The organism is Cronobacter sp. JZ38, assembly GCF_008932145.1.
Taxonomy (GTDB): domain Bacteria; phylum Pseudomonadota; class Gammaproteobacteria; order Enterobacterales; family Enterobacteriaceae; genus Cronobacter; species Cronobacter muytjensii.
Genome location: NZ_CP017662.1, coordinates 422,869 through 436,916, shown reverse-complemented (window position 1 = coordinate 436,916; position 14,048 = coordinate 422,869). Strand labels below are relative to the sequence as shown.

General features: G+C 60.0%; 12 protein-coding genes and 1 riboswitch. Of the genes, 7 read left to right on the top strand and 5 right to left on the bottom strand.

The window, feature by feature from the left end; translation table 11 throughout:
- Positions 1-21: 21 nt before the first annotated feature.
- Positions 22-732, bottom strand: coding sequence for a DUF3053 domain-containing protein (locus BJP61_RS02010; RefSeq protein ID WP_075193992.1), 711 nt, complete (start codon positions 730-732; stop codon positions 22-24).
- An 843-nt stretch (positions 733-1,575) separates the two neighbouring features.
- Positions 1,576-1,670: riboswitch (guanidine-I (ykkC/yxkD leader) on the top strand.
- Between the two features lie 59 nt (positions 1,671-1,729).
- Here BJP61_RS02010 and BJP61_RS02005 point away from each other — a divergent pair.
- The 7 genes from BJP61_RS02005 (at position 1,730) to BJP61_RS01975 (ending at position 10,013) form a co-directional block, all read left to right on the top strand.
- Complete coding sequence (locus tag BJP61_RS02005; protein ID WP_161580072.1) at positions 1,730-2,785, top strand: putative urea ABC transporter substrate-binding protein; 1,056 nt, start codon at positions 1,730-1,732, stop codon at positions 2,783-2,785.
- A 14-nt stretch (positions 2,786-2,799) separates the two neighbouring features.
- Positions 2,800-3,612 (top strand): ABC transporter permease subunit, encoded by an 813-nt coding sequence (locus tag BJP61_RS02000; protein WP_038866742.1) that lies wholly within the window; start codon positions 2,800-2,802, stop codon positions 3,610-3,612.
- Between the two features lie 9 nt (positions 3,613-3,621).
- Positions 3,622-4,437 carry an ATP-binding cassette domain-containing protein gene (locus tag BJP61_RS01995; protein ID WP_038866740.1) on the top strand — a complete coding sequence of 272 codons (816 nt, stop codon included), beginning with the start codon at positions 3,622-3,624 and terminating at the stop codon, positions 4,435-4,437.
- Between the two features lie 14 nt (positions 4,438-4,451).
- Positions 4,452-5,162, top strand: coding sequence for an urea amidolyase associated protein UAAP1 (locus tag BJP61_RS01990; protein ID WP_038866738.1), 711 nt, complete (start codon positions 4,452-4,454; stop codon positions 5,160-5,162).
- 2 nt (positions 5,163-5,164) lie between these two features.
- Complete coding sequence (locus BJP61_RS01985) at positions 5,165-5,800, top strand: urea amidolyase associated protein UAAP2 (RefSeq protein WP_038866736.1); 636 nt, start codon at positions 5,165-5,167, stop codon at positions 5,798-5,800.
- A 74-nt stretch (positions 5,801-5,874) separates the two neighbouring features.
- On the top strand, positions 5,875-9,441 hold the full coding sequence (uca, locus tag BJP61_RS01980; RefSeq protein ID WP_171997756.1) for an urea carboxylase: 3,567 nt from the start codon (positions 5,875-5,877) through the stop codon (positions 9,439-9,441).
- A gap of 278 nt (positions 9,442-9,719) precedes the next feature.
- A complete protein-coding gene (locus tag BJP61_RS01975; protein ID WP_171997755.1) occupies positions 9,720-10,013 on the top strand; it encodes an HTH-type transcriptional regulator in 294 nt (97 codons plus the stop codon).
- A 140-nt stretch (positions 10,014-10,153) separates the two neighbouring features.
- Here the strand turns inward: BJP61_RS01975 and BJP61_RS01970 are convergent, their stop codons facing one another.
- The 4 genes from BJP61_RS01970 to BJP61_RS01955 all read right to left on the bottom strand — a co-directional run bounded on the left by BJP61_RS01970 (position 10,154) and on the right by BJP61_RS01955 (position 14,034).
- Positions 10,154-10,312, bottom strand: coding sequence for a Hok/Gef family protein (locus BJP61_RS01970; protein ID WP_071601133.1), 159 nt, complete (start codon positions 10,310-10,312; stop codon positions 10,154-10,156).
- A 301-nt stretch (positions 10,313-10,613) separates the two neighbouring features.
- On the bottom strand, positions 10,614-12,683 hold the full coding sequence (glyS, locus tag BJP61_RS01965; protein ID WP_171997754.1) for a glycine--tRNA ligase subunit beta: 2,070 nt from the start codon (positions 12,681-12,683) through the stop codon (positions 10,614-10,616).
- A 9-nt stretch (positions 12,684-12,692) separates the two neighbouring features.
- Complete coding sequence (glyQ, locus tag BJP61_RS01960) at positions 12,693-13,604, bottom strand: glycine--tRNA ligase subunit alpha (protein WP_004387598.1); 912 nt, start codon at positions 13,602-13,604, stop codon at positions 12,693-12,695.
- A gap of 118 nt (positions 13,605-13,722) precedes the next feature.
- Positions 13,723-14,034: a YsaB family lipoprotein gene (locus BJP61_RS01955; protein WP_038866729.1), complete on the bottom strand. Its 312-nt coding sequence runs from the start codon at positions 14,032-14,034 to the stop codon at positions 13,723-13,725.
- Between the last annotated feature and the right edge of the window lie 14 nt (positions 14,035-14,048).

Sequence of the window (14,048 nt, the reverse complement as noted above, 5' to 3'; positions counted from 1 at the left end):
GGCTCGTAAGAGCCGTTTTTTTTACTGCATCGCGTTGGTCGCGGTGGTGTAAGCCTGAGTGAAGGCCTGATGCTGGGCGGCGAGCGGTCCAATCAGCGCATTATACTGGCTGGCCTGCTGCGAGGTCGGGAACTGAATGCCGTTGGCGGCAAAGCCCACCTGCGTGCCCTGCTGGGCAATGAAATCCCCCACCTGCACCAGTTGCTGAGTGAACGTCTGCGCGGCGGGGATCAGCGGTTGCAGCGCATTGGCCGGGCCGGTCACCACTTTCTCATAGGCTTTATCAAACACCGGCTTCAGATCGTCCGCCTGCTTCAGCGAAGAACGGGAGCTGTCGGCCTGCATTTTCGCATTCTGCAACTGCTGGCTCATCACGCCCAGCGAACCGTTCGCCTGGCGCAGCGCCTCGCGCTGAGTCATATAATCCTGCGGCACACGAATGCTGTTTACGCTATCCACTACCGGGCGGATACCAGCGTCCATCGCCTGGTTCACCTGCTGAGAGTAGCTGTAAAGGATGGCATAGTCGGATACGAACGGACCGAACTGTTTTTTCTGATCGGCGGTCAGCGTCGGCAAACGTTCGCCGCTACGCATCACCGTGTTTTGCAGGAAATCGACGAACGCTTTGCGCTGGTCACCCTCTTTATCAAAACACCCGCTCAGGCTGAATACCATTAACAACGCCGCCAGCGGCGCGAACCAGCGAGAGCAGGACTTACCTGTCGCCATTTTTTTGCTCCTTTCACTCATCAACGCGCACACCACTGCCAGTGTGCTTCAACGCCCACAAGGATAGTTCAGACGCGCCGCGCAGGATACCCTTTATTGCGCCGCGCAAGCGATTATGCGAAGGCCCGCGCGCCGTTCGCCCTGTGACCGTAAAAAAGGGCCGCTGGCCTGCGCTGACGCTCCTTGATAAAGACGCTCGCAGCCCTGCTCACATTCAGCGTCGCCTGGCCTGAAAAGGCGGGTTTCTTCTGGCAGCGACTTACCAGATTCGTAAGCCAGAAACGCAGCGCCCTCCCGCTACCTGTCCTTAATGGCGGATTTCGCACAGATAAAGAGCGTGAAGATGAATAACGTGACACAAATGATGAATACGCATCAGATAAGCGCATTTCGCGGTTGTTTTCTCAGCTTCTGACAGGCGAGAGGCTACTCTGCATAGGTTCAGCAGGAAGAGAGTCTCGTGGTTAATGAAAATTGGCCTTCGGGGCTTTCTTCTTTTTGCCTCCGGTAACCGGCGGTTTACCGCTCTGGCGGATGGCAAAAAGCCTCAGGTGCCGGGGATGATCCCGCGTCCCCGCTTCTGGCTACCAGAAAGCGATCTTTTTCAGAACCTGATACGGGCATCTTTCCCGCATCGTATGCCGGGCAGCGCATGCCGTGCGCCACAACGGTGCAACGCGCCTTTCAGGGGCGCGCTTTTCGCGCATGTTTTCCAGCGCATCTGAGTAATCTCCAGAAAAGGCCACAAAAACAACGGATTAACGACTAAAAAAATCTGGCATGCGCCTTGCTTAAATAAAAACGCAGGGGTGACAACCACAAGCCGGTGTCGCCAGACAATTTGCAATGGATCACTAGGGTTCCGGTCGCAAGACGCTGGTCCGAGAGTGATCGACCGCCCTCTGGCGGTTACACGGCGGGATAAAAGCCCGGGAGGATAAGCGACACCACGCGCCGTCCTCCTGCCTTTTATCAACGCAACGTCAGAGGAACCACCATGCTTAACGCCTGCCAGAAAGCCCTTCTGATCGCCGCGCTCGCGCTTTTCAGCGTGACCGCCAGCGCGGCGAAACCCGCCTTTAAGCTCTGCTGGTCTGTCTACGCAGGCTGGATGCCCTGGGATTACGCCCAGCAGACCGGCATCGTCAAAAAATGGGCCGATAAATACAACATTGATATCCAGTTCGTGCAGGTGAATGACTATATCGAGTCGGTAAACCAGTACACCGCAGGCGGCTTTGACGGATGCACCATGACCAATATGGACGCGCTGACTATCCCGGCGGCGGGCGGCGTGGAAAGCACCGCGCTTATCATCGGCGACTACTCCAACGGCAACGACGGCATCCTCTCTAAATCCGCCACCAGCATCGCCGCGCTGAAAGGCCAGCCGGTCAATCTGGTGGAGCTCTCCGTTTCGCACTATCTGCTGGCGCGCGCGCTGGAAACCGCCGGGCTTAGCGAAAAAGATATCAAGGTCGTCAACACTGCCGACGCCGATCTGGTCGCCGCGTATGGCACGCCGGATGTTAAAAATATTGTCACCTGGAACCCGCTGCTGGCCGAGGCGCAAAAACAGCCTGGCTCGAAAATCCTTTTCACATCCGCACAAATTCCGGGCGAAATTCTCGATCTGCTGGTGGTGAACAGCGCCACCCTGAAAGCGCATCCGGAACTGGGCAAAGCGCTGGTCGGCGCCTGGTTTGAAACGCTGAAAACCATGCAGGGCGACAGCGAAAGCGCCAGAGCCGCCCGCACGCAAATGGGTGAAGCGGCAGGCACCACGCTTGCTGGTTTCGACGCCCAGCTCGCCGCCACGCAGCTTTTCATCACGCCGCAACAGGCGCTGGCGTTTACCACCAGCCCGCAACTGAAAGCCACCATGCAGAAAGTGGCGGAGTTCTCTTTCGCGCACGGTCTGCTGGGCGACGCCGCGCCCGCTGCGGATGTGGTCGGCGTCACCACGCCTGCGGGAAACTGGGGCGATGAGGCCAACCTCAAACTGCACTTCAGCGACGAATTTATCCGCCTCGCCGCCGACAATAAGCTCTGACCACGGAGGCGCCCATGCGCAAAATGATTAACTTCCAGCCGCAGCCCATGAGCCGCGTTATGCTGGGCGCGCTGCCGCTGCTGGCGCTGATCCTCTTTTATCTCATCGCCTCTGACGCGCGCCTCGCCGCTAACAGCGCCGATAAACTGCTGCCAGGCTTTGACGCGATGTTCGCGGCCATTGACCGCATGGCCTTTACGCCCAGCCCGCGCACCGGCGACTACCTTCTGTGGGCCGATACCGCCGCGAGCCTGGCGCGTCTGCTTACCGGCACGCTGATAAGCGGCGCGGCGGCGCTACTGCTCGGGCTGTTCTGCGGCGCGCTGCCTGCGGTGCGGGCGGTCGTCTCGCCGTTGCTCACCGTCGTAGCGCTCATTCCCCCGCTCGCTATTCTGCCGATTTTGTTTATCTGCTTCGGGCTTGGCGAGCTCTCTAAAGTGGTCCTGATTGTCATCGGTATCACGCCGTTTATCGCGCGCGATTTACAAATGCAGGCGATGACAATCCCGCAGGAGCAGCTGGTAAAAGCCCAGACGCTGGGCGGGCACAGCGCGCAGATCCTCTGGCGCGTCATTCTGCCGCAACTGCTGCCGCGCCTGCTGGACGCGCTGCGTTTATCGCTCGGCGCCGCCTGGCTGTTTCTTATCGCCGCAGAGGCCATCGCCGCCACCGAAGGGCTCGGCTACCGCATTTTCCTGATGCGCCGCTACATGGCGATGGATGTGATCCTGCCATACGTCGCCTGGATAACGCTGCTTGCCTTTCTGCTCGACCTGGCGCTGCGCTGGCTCAATCGCCGCTGTTTCCCCTGGTATCACGCCCGGTAAGGAGCCTCTATGCCATTGCTCGAACTGAAAAATATCGAAAAACATTACGGCGACCAGGTGGTGCTGGAGCGGCTTAACGTCACCGTAGAGGAAGGCGAATTTGTCTCGGTCGTCGGCGCGTCCGGCTGCGGAAAAACCACGTTTCTGAAGATGCTGCTTGGCACCGAGGCCCCCAGCAAAGGCCAGTTGCTACTGGACGGCCAGCCGCTACCCCAGGAGCCGGACGCCCAGCGCGGCGTGGTATTCCAGCGCTACTCGGTGTTTCCACACCTGACGGTCATTGGCAATGTCATGCTGGCGGATGAATTTCGCGAAGCGCGACTGCTGGGACGCGTCTGGGGCCGCCCGCGCGCCGCCCTTCGCGAGCGCGCCCGCGCGATGCTGGATCAGGTGGGATTGCTCGCGGCGCAGGATAAATACCCGCATCAGCTGTCGGGCGGGATGCAGCAGCGCCTCGCGCTGGCGCAGGCGCTGATGAAACAGCCGCGCATTCTGCTGCTCGACGAGCCCTTCGGGGCGCTCGATCCGGGCATTCGCGGCGAGATGCATCTGCTTATCAGCGAGCTGTGGGAGCGCCACCGGCTGACCATTTTTATGATTACGCACGATCTCAAAGAGGGCTTTTCGCTCGGCTCGCGGTTATGGGTATTCGACAAAATACGTCACGACCCGCAGGCGCCGGACGCGTTTGGCGCCTGCATTACCTATGACATCCCGCTGGATCGCGCCCCGGCCGGCAAAGTCAGGCCCCCAGACCCGGTCGTGCGCCCTTTTCCCGGTTCTGATCCCACACAACGCCCGCTGGCTTTGATAAGCGAAGGCTAACCCAAGGAGACGCTATGGAAACTTTTTATGAAACTCGCCTGCCCGCCGGTAGCCACTGGTCGCTGCTGATGCGTCGCGGCACGGCCCTGACGCTCACCGACATCGCCGGCGGCGTTAACGCGGCGGCGCTGTTCTACAACCCGGACAACCTGCTTGAGCGCTACAACGCGCCGGACACGCTGAAATGTCAGCATACGTTTCGCCTGACGGAGGGCCACTGCCTCTATTCCGACATGGGACGCATCTTCTGCGGCATTGAGGATGACACTTTCGGCTGGCATGAAACCGTCTGCGGCAGCAGTAACGCCTCGCAGGTAGAAGCGCAGTTCGGCGCGCTCCGCTACCAGCAGGCGCGCAACGAGCGCCATCAGAACGGCGTCGACAGCTTTCTGACCGAGCTTGCCAAATATGGTCTTGGCAAACGCGACATGGCTGCCAACGTCAATTTCTTCGCCCGCGTGGAAACCGGCGACGACGGCGCGCTCGCGCTCACCGCCCAGGGCCTGCCCGGCGCCCGCGTCCGGCTGCGTTTCGCGATGGATACGCTGGTGGTGCTACACACCTGCCCGCACCCGCTCAGCGACGCCGCAGCCTATCCCACCGCGCCGCTCGGCCTGACCTTTGACGCCACGCGCCAGCCCTTGCCGGCACGCTGTCTGGCGCGTGCGGAAAACCAGCGTGGTCTGCGCAATAACCAACTCTACTATCTCAGTGAAGGAGTGTGACGATGCTGACTGAAAGCCCCCGTAACCCGCAGCAGGCGGCGTATCGCGCCACTGTCGAAGCAGGCGACTACTGGATCTGGCGGCTGCGCGAAGGGGAAACGCTGCGCATTACCGATCTCGAAGGCAACCAGGCCGCCGACACGCTGTTCTTTAACGCTGACAACACGGCCGAACGCTACAGCGTGACCGATACCCTGCGCGGCCAGCGCAATGTGTTCCTCACTACCGGCAGCGTGCTGCGCTCAAACGACGATCGGCCGATGCTGGAAATTGTGGCCGACACCTGTGGCCGTCACGACACCCTGGGCGGCGCCTGCTCGTGCGAAAGCAACACCGTGCGCTATGACCTCGAAAAACGCCATATGCATGCCTGCCGCGACTCATGGATGCTGGCAGTGGCGCAGCACCCGGAATTTGGCCTGACCCGCCGCGATATCACCCATAACGTCAATTTCTTTATGAACGTGCCGGTGACGCGCGACGGCGGGCTGACTTTTGCCGACGGGATTTCCGCGCCGGGCAAATATGTGGAGCTGATCGCCCGAATGAACGTGCTGGTGCTGATCTCCAACTGCCCGCAGCTGAACAACCCCTGTAACGGCTATAACCCGACGCCGATAGACGTGGCTGTCTGGTAATCCTGGCGCTGCGGGACGACCCGCGCACAGCGCGAAAAACCACGCAGGACGACCTGCCCGCCGGAGATCCGGTTATGTTTACCCGAATTCTTATCGCCAACCGCGGCGCTATCGCGGTGCGTATCATCCGCACGCTGAAACAGATGGGCATCACCGCCGTCGCGGTTTACGCCGACGCCGATAAACACGCTGAACATGTGCGCCTCGCCGATCTGGCCTTCCCGCTTGGCGAAGGGAACGTGCGCGACACCTATTTAAACCAGGACAAACTGTTCGCCATCCTGCACGAATGCGGCGCGCAAGCGGTGCATCCCGGCTACGGTTTTTTGAGTGAGAACGCGAGTTTCGTGGCGCGTTGCGCCGACGAAGGCGTGATATTTCTTGGCCCGACGCCTGAACAGATGGCGGCCTTTGGCCTGAAACACCGCGCCCGCGAGCTTGCGCAGCAGAATAATGTGCCGCTCCTGCCCGGCAGCGGGCTGTTACAGTCGCTGGAGGCCGCGCTGGAGGCCGCACACGCCATTGGTTACCCGGTGATGCTGAAAAGCACTGCGGGTGGCGGCGGCATTGGCATGCAGCGCTGCGACGACGCGCAGGCGCTGAGCGACGCGTTTACCCGCGTGAAGCGCCTCGCAGGTAATAATTTCGCCGATGATGGCGTCTTTTTAGAGAAATTTATCGCCCGCGCGCGGCATATTGAAGTACAGGTCTTCGGCGATGGCGACGGCAACGTCATTGCCCTGGGCGAACGCGACTGTTCGGCCCAGCGCCGCAATCAGAAAGTGATTGAAGAGACGCCCGCGCCGCGCCTTTCCGACGCGACGCGCGAGGCGCTTCAGGCGACCGCGGTGCGGCTGTGCCAGGCGGTGAACTACCGCAGCGCGGGCACCGTCGAATATGTCTATGACGACCAGGCGCAGCAGTTCTGGTTTCTTGAGGTCAATACACGTTTACAGGTAGAGCATGGCGTCACCGAGATGGTCTACGGCGTGGATATTGTGCGCTGGATGGTGGAGCTTGGCGCGCAGACGCTACCGCCGCTGGAAACGCTGCGCCCCATGCCGCAGGGCCACGCTATCCAGGTGCGCCTCTACGCCGAAGATCCGGCGAAAAATTTCCAGCCGGTGGCCGGGCTTTTGAGCGACGTCGCTTTTCCGGAGCACATCGCGGGCGCGCGGCTGCGCGTCGACAGCTGGGTGTCGGCAGGCTGCGAGGTCTCGCCGTTTTACGATCCGATGCTTTCGAAAGTCATCGTTCATGCGTCCACACGCGACCAGGCGCTTGACGCGCTGCGCCAGGCGCTTGACGCAAGCCGCCTCTATGGCATTGAAACCAATCTCGGCTGGCTGCGCCATCTGCTGCGTCTGCCGGAGGTGCGGCACGGCAACGTCATTACCGCGACGCTCGGCCAGGTCAGCTGGCAGCCCGCCACGCTCGACGTGCTGGCAGGCGGCACGCTGACCACGATTCAGGACCTGCCGGGGCGCACCGGCTACTGGCACGTCGGCGTGCCGCCTTCCGGCCCATACGACAGGCTGGCGTTTACGCTCGGCAATGAACTGCTCGGCAACCCACAGGATGCCGCCGGGCTGGAAATCACGCTGCGAGGCCCGACGCTGCGCTTTAATCGCGCCTGCTCCGTGGCGCTTACCGGCGCGGAAATCGACGCTGAGCTCGACGGTCAGCCGCTCGCGATGGGCGAGACGATCGCGGTGGCAGCCGGACAGACGTTACGCCTGGGCGACATCCGTGGAGCGGGTTGTCGTAGCTACCTGCTGCTGGCGGGCGGGCTCGATTGTCCACGCTATCTCGGCAGCCGCAGCACTTTCACGCTCGGCAAATTCGGCGGCCATGCCGGACGCGCGCTGCGCACCGGCGACGTGCTGCATCTGGCGGCACCGGATCTGCGTGCGGCGGCGACGCTGGCGCCAGACGCCTGCCCCGCGCTCACGGATCACTGGCAACTGCGCGTTATTTACGGGCCGCACGGCGCGCCGGAATTCTTTACGCCGCAGGATATCGACACGTTTTTCGCCGCGCGCTGGCAGGTGCACTACAACTCCAGCCGCACCGGCATCCGGCTTATCGGCCCGAAACCCGAATGGGCGCGGCCGGACGGCGGCGAAGCGGGCATGCACCCGTCCAATATTCACGATAATGCCTACGCCTTCGGCACCGTGGATTTTACCGGCGATATGCCCGTCATCCTCGGGCCCGACGGCCCGTCGCTCGGCGGTTTCGTCTGCCCCGCAACGGTGATTGATGCCGACCTCTGGAAGCTCGGCCAGCTAAAGGCGGGCGATACGCTGACGTTTGTGCCGGTCACGCTGGAGACGGCGGACACCACCACCGCGACCGCGCGGGCACCTGCGCCAGCGTTGCCGCTCCCCTCGCCCATCCTCTGGGAGGAGGCGGCACGCGACGGGATGCCCGCCATGACGGTACGCGCCGCAGGCGATCGCTTTTTGCTGGTGGAATATGGCGAGCAGAAGCTGGATATCGCCCTGCGTTTTCGCGTCCACGCGCTGATGCAGCAGCTCGAACGCCAGCCGCAGCCAGGGAGGCTTGAGATGACGCCCGGGATCCGCTCGCTACAAATCCACTTCGACCCGACGATCTGCCCACGCGCGATCCTGCTGAAAGCGCTGATCGACGCCGATCTCCGTCTCGGGGATCTGCATGATGCGCGGGTGCCATCGCGCACGGTCTGGCTGCCGCTCTCGTGGGACGACGACGCGTGTCGCGAGGCTATTGCCCGCTATACCCAGTCGGTGCGCCCCGGTGCGCCCTGGTGCCCGAGCAACATTGAGTTTATCCGCCGCATTAATGGCCTTGAAAGCGTTGAGCAGGTCAAAGAGACCGTCTTCAACGCCTCTTATCTGGTAATGGGGCTTGGCGATGTATACCTCGGCGCGCCGGTCGCCACGCCGCTTGATCCGCGCCACCGCCTGGTGACGACCAAATACAATCCGGCGCGTACGTGGACTGCGGAAAATTCGGTGGGCATTGGCGGCGCGTACCTGTGCGTTTACGGAATGGAAGGGCCGGGCGGCTATCAGTTTGTGGGCCGCACGCTGCAAATGTGGAATCGCGATCGAAAAACCCGCGACTTTACGCAACCCTGGCTGCTGCGTTTTTTCGATCAGATACGCTTTTATCCGGTGAGTCACGAGGCGCTGGCGGAGATCCGCGAGCGTTTCCCGTGGGGCGACTACCCGCTTCGTATCGAAGAAGGCGAATTCAGCCTGCGCGATTATCAGCAGATGCTTCAGGATGACTCCGCCAGCATTGGAGCGTTTCAACAGCAACGCCAGCAGGCGTTTGATGAAGAACTCGCACGCTGGCGCGCCGACGGGCAGTTCACGTTCGACAGCGCCCTGGCGGAGCAGGAGGATATCGTTGAAGCGATACCGGAGCACTGTTGCGGCGTGGAAAGCCAGGTGGCGGGCAGCGTCTGGCAGTGGCTGGTGCAGCCTGGCGAGCAGGTTAGCGAGGGGCAAATCATCGGCATTCTGGAGTCCATGAAAATGGAAATTCCGGTCACGTCGCCGGTGACGGGCACTATCCGCGCATTTCAGCGCCAGCAGGGGCATCAGGTACAGGCCGGGCAGTTGCTGATGCTGATTGAAAAGGCGGCGTAGCGCGTTCGCGTCGGGCAGGGAAGCCCGGACTGACGCGATCACGCCCCGCTCATCCGGATCGTCACAGGATCATTTACAAAACTATACTCAGGCCCAGAAAAATCTGAATATCAGCCGGTTAGCACGCGATTTTTCACCAGCGAACCGGCAAATCCGCGGCTTGCGGAGCCGCCGTCACAAGATTCCCTGCTACCCTGCCCGCAGGTTGTTTTTTCCGAACTATGATTAAGAAGCTTCTTAGTTGTTCACGATCCCGCTGTGTGATTTAGGAGTCCAAAATGGAATCTAAAGACCCTATGTTTGAGTTGCTCAGCAGCCTCGAACAAATTGTATTTAAAAAAGATGTCGCCGAAACGGTTACCCTGCCGCAGAAACCCAACGCGTTTTCAGAATTTGAACTGTTACGCAAAAAAACGGGCCTGAAAACAGACGACCTGGCGCGTGTAATGGGTGTCAGTGTCGCGATGGTTAAAGAGTGGGAATCGCGCCGCGTGAAACCCTCCAGCACCGAACTGAAGCTGATGCGCCTGATTCAGGCGAATCCCATGCTCAGTAAACAGCTCATGGAATAAACCGGTAGTCAGAACACTTTTTTCGCAAACAAAACGCCCCCGCAAAAGCGGGGGCGTTGCTTTTCGGAATAAATTTGGGTGCCTGCAGGCGCGCCCAACATGCTGACCGTTGGGTGGGGGATCGCTCCCCCATCCAAAGGCTACTTCCCTGGTTCGTAAGCAAGGATGGCCCGTATTTCCCGGCTTCCCTCTTTAATGGTGAATTCACATAAGCGGTCACGCATTATTAAGGCGAAACACAGCACCGTAATACAGAGCGCTAATATGCTTAAAAAAGCATATCGGGATTTTACTGGCATAATTGCCTCCTTATAGGGAAGAGGCTACAATCAGGCTGTTGGGTACTGATTGCAGCCTCCCCCGAGGTTAAATGGAATTAACTTAGGGGGGCATTCATCTGACCAGCCTTTGCATCATGCCCAGGCCAGCCAGCCTGAGCACCCGCGCGCTATATTATCCGTAACCCGCTTATTAATAATTCCGTGAACCCGTAATAAGGCCACGCTTTTTGCGTTGCAGGAATAAAATAAGAATACGGCGTAGCGGAAAGCGTATAAAAAAACCCGCCAGCGGCGGGTTTTTTATTATTAACGAAACGTGTTACTGGAGCAGGGAAATATCCGCGACCTGCAGGAACAATTCACGTAATTTAGACAGCAGCGTCAAACGATTAATACGCACCTGCGCGTCATCCGCGTTGACCATGACTTTCTCGAAGAACTCATCCACCGGCTCGCGCAGCTGCGCCAGTTCGACCAGCGCTTCCTGGTAACGGCCTTCCGCGAACAGCGGTTGCAGCTTGTCGCGCATCACTGCGAGCTGCAGCGCCAGGCGGATTTCCGGATCTTCTTTCAGCACCGACGCGTGAACCTGATCGTTCAGCGGCTCGGTCGCTTTGGCCAGAATGTTGGAAACGCGCTTGTTGGCTGCGGCAAGCGCAGCGGCTTCGTCCAGCGTACGGAAGTGCGACACCGCTTTCATGCGGACATCGAAATCCGCCGGGCGGGTCGGACGATTCGCCAGTACCGCCTGGATGGTGTCGACGCTGTAGCCTTCGTCCTGATACCAGGCGCGGAAACGGCCCAGCATGAAGTCGACCACCTCATCCACCACTTTCGCATTGGTCAGCTTGCTGCCGTAGAGGCGTACCGCTTCTTCGGTCAGCGTTTGCAGATCGAGCGGTAGATTTTTCTCAACGATAATACGCAGCACGCCGAGCGCGGCGCGGCGCAGCGCGAACGGGTCTTTATCGCCTTTCGGATGCTGGCCGATGCCGAAAATCCCGGCAAGAGTATCCATCTTATCGGCAATCGCCACGGCGCAGGCGACCAGGCTTGACGGCAGCGCATCGCCCGCAAAGCGCGGCATGTACTGCTCGTTCAGCGCAACGGCCACGTCTTCGGCTTCGCCGTCGTGACGGGCGTAATGCATCCCCATAACGCCCTGAGTGTCGGTGAATTCAAACACCATGTTGGTCATCAGGTCGCACTTGGACAGCAGGCCCGCGCGCGTCGCGTGGTTGACATCTGCGCCGATCTGGCTGGCAATCCAGCCGGAAAGCGCCTGAATGCGGTCGGTTTTATCACGCAGCGTACCGAGCTGCTGCTGGAACAGCACGGTTTCGAGACGCGGCAGGTTATCTTCCAGACGTTTTTTACGGTCGGTGTTGAAGAAGAACTCGGCATCCGCCAGACGCGGGCGCACGACTTTTTCGTTACCGGAGATAATCTGGTGCGGATCTCTGGACTCAATATTCGCCACAAAGATAAAGTTCGGCAGCAGCTTGCCGTCGGTGCCGTAAACCGGGAAATACTTCTGGTCGCCCTTCATGGTGTAGACCAGCGCTTCCGCCGGCACCGCCAGGAATTTCTCTTCGAATTTCGCGGTCAGCACGACCGGCCATTCCACCAGCGAGGTCACTTCTTCGAGCAGGCTGTCGCTCAGATCGGCATTGCCGCCGATTTTCGCGGCCGCGGCTTCGGCGTCCTGCTGAATTTTAGCTTTACGCGCGTTGTAGTCGGCGATGACTTTGCCGCGCTCCAGCAGGATCTGCGGATACTGGTCGGCGTGGTCGATGGTGAATTCCGGCTCGCCCATAAAGCGGTGGCCACGGATCACGCGGTCAGACTGAATGCCCAGAATGGTCGCCGGCAGCACTTCATCGTCCAGCAGCAGCGTCACGGTGTGTACCGGGCGCACGAATTGCACCTCGGACGCGCCCCAGCGCATCAGTTTCGGGATAGGCAATTTAGAGAGCGCGACGCTGACCATGTTCGGCAGCAGCGCCTGCGCGCTTTCGCCTTTCACATGGGCGCGATACATCAGCCACTCGCCTTTATCGGTCACCAGACGTTCAGCCTCTCCGACCGTAATACCACAGCCGCGCGCCCAGCCTTCCGCCGCTTTGCTCGGGTTGCCCTCGGCGTCAAACGCCGCAGAGACCGCCGGGCCGCGTTTTTCAACTTCGCGATCCGGCTGCGACGCGCTCAGATTCGCCACTTTCAGCGCCAGGCGACGCGGCGCTGCAAACCAGCTTACAACGCCGTGGGTCAGGCCCGCAGCGTCCAGTTCAGCAGTAAAATTCGCAGCGAAGGATTCCGCCAGGCTGCGCAGGGCTTTTGGTGGCAGCTCTTCAGTGCCAATCTCCACCAGAAAAGTTTTCTCAGACATGGCAGCCTCTTATTTATTTCTGTTGCACATCGGGAAGCCCAGCGCCTCGCGGGAGGCGTAGTAGGCTTCGGCCACAGCTTTGGTCAGCGTGCGGATACGCAGAATGTAGCGCTGGCGCTCGGTCACCGAGATAGCCTTGCGCGCGTCCAGCAGGTTGAAGCTGTGGGCGGCTTTCAGAATACGTTCATAAGCAGGCAGCGGCAGCGGGTTTTCCAGCGCCAGCAGCTGTTGGGCTTCTTTTTCGTACTGCTCAAAGCAGGTAAAGAGGAAATCCACGTCGGCGTATTCGAAGTTATAGGTGGATTGCTCCACTTCGTTCTGATGGAACACGTCGCCGTAAGTGGTTTTGCCGAGCGGGCCGTCGCTCCACACCAGGTCGTAAACGCTGTCTACGCCCTGGATGTACATGGCAAGACGCTCAAGACCGTAAGTGATTTCGCCAGTCACCGGTTTGCACTCCAGGCCGCCAACCTGCTGGAAGTAAGTGAACTGCGTGACTTCCATGCCGTTCAGCCACACTTCCCAGCCGAGGCCCCAGGCGCCGAGCGTCGGGTTTTCCCAGTTGTCTTCGACGAAGCGAATATCATGAATGGTCGGGTCCATACCCAGCTCTTTAAGCGACCCCAGATACAGCTCCTGAATATTGTCCGGCGACGGCTTGATGATCACCTGGAACTGGTAGTAGTGCTGTAAACGGTTGGGGTTTTCGCCGTAGCGGCCATCGGTCGGGCGACGAGAAGGCTGAACATAAGCGGCGGCGATAGGCTCCGGGCCCAGCGCCCGCAGGCAGGTCATCGGGTGGGAGGTGCCGGCGCCGACTTCCATGTCCAGAGGTTGAACGATGGTGCAGCCCTGACGAGCCCAGTAATCCTGTAAGGTCAGGATCAGGCCCTGAAAGGTCCTGGTATCAAACTTTTGCATATGATTTCGCACGCGATACGAGTGGGTTTATTTGGAAGCGGTCAGTATACCCGTTGACCGCCAGATATACAGCCTCAATCCACGTCCAAAACCAGGCTGTTGACGCGTGGTTGCGCCATTAGCGCATAGAAAGGTGTAAAAATTGACCATTGGCGTCGAAAGAACAGGTAAAGCCCTCTTCGCGCGCTGTATAGCCCCGCATTTCATAGCTTCCCTGGAACGCCTCGAAGCCGTTAACGGTAATTTTCTGCGCAGCGGTGTTATAGCGGCGGGCGGCTTTATCTTTGCAAAGCTGCTCCATTTCCAGCGAATGCGGCGCGCTGACGCGGCCTTTTTGCGCATGCTGCGGATGCGCCTCTTCATGACTGCAACCGGCAAGCGCGCCCGTAAAAAGAACCAGCCAAAGCGTGCGGGGCAACAGCCTCGTCATAGTGTGTTATCTCC

Bases quoted from the DNA above. Each gene is read 5' to 3' on its own strand.
- BJP61_RS02010 (WP_075193992.1), bottom strand. From the start codon at position 732: ATGGCGACAGGTAAGTCCTGCTCTCGCTGGTTCGCGCCGCTGGCGGCG.
- BJP61_RS01955 (WP_038866729.1), bottom strand. From the start codon at position 14,034: ATGACGAGGCTGTTGCCCCGCACGCTTTGGCTGGTTCTTTTTACGGGC.
- BJP61_RS01990 (WP_038866738.1), top strand. From the start codon at position 4,452: ATGGAAACTTTTTATGAAACTCGCCTGCCCGCCGGTAGCCACTGGTCG.
- uca (WP_171997756.1), top strand. From the start codon at position 5,875: ATGTTTACCCGAATTCTTATCGCCAACCGCGGCGCTATCGCGGTGCGT.
- BJP61_RS01970 (WP_071601133.1), bottom strand. From the start codon at position 10,312: ATGCCAGTAAAATCCCGATATGCTTTTTTAAGCATATTAGCGCTCTGT.
- BJP61_RS01985 (WP_038866736.1), top strand. From the start codon at position 5,165: ATGCTGACTGAAAGCCCCCGTAACCCGCAGCAGGCGGCGTATCGCGCC.
- glyQ (WP_004387598.1), bottom strand. From the start codon at position 13,604: ATGCAAAAGTTTGATACCAGGACCTTTCAGGGCCTGATCCTGACCTTA.
- glyS (WP_171997754.1), bottom strand. From the start codon at position 12,683: ATGTCTGAGAAAACTTTTCTGGTGGAGATTGGCACTGAAGAGCTGCCA.
- BJP61_RS01995 (WP_038866740.1), top strand. From the start codon at position 3,622: ATGCCATTGCTCGAACTGAAAAATATCGAAAAACATTACGGCGACCAG.
- BJP61_RS01975 (WP_171997755.1), top strand. From the start codon at position 9,720: ATGGAATCTAAAGACCCTATGTTTGAGTTGCTCAGCAGCCTCGAACAA.
- BJP61_RS02005 (WP_161580072.1), top strand. From the start codon at position 1,730: ATGCTTAACGCCTGCCAGAAAGCCCTTCTGATCGCCGCGCTCGCGCTT.
- BJP61_RS02000 (WP_038866742.1), top strand. From the start codon at position 2,800: ATGCGCAAAATGATTAACTTCCAGCCGCAGCCCATGAGCCGCGTTATG.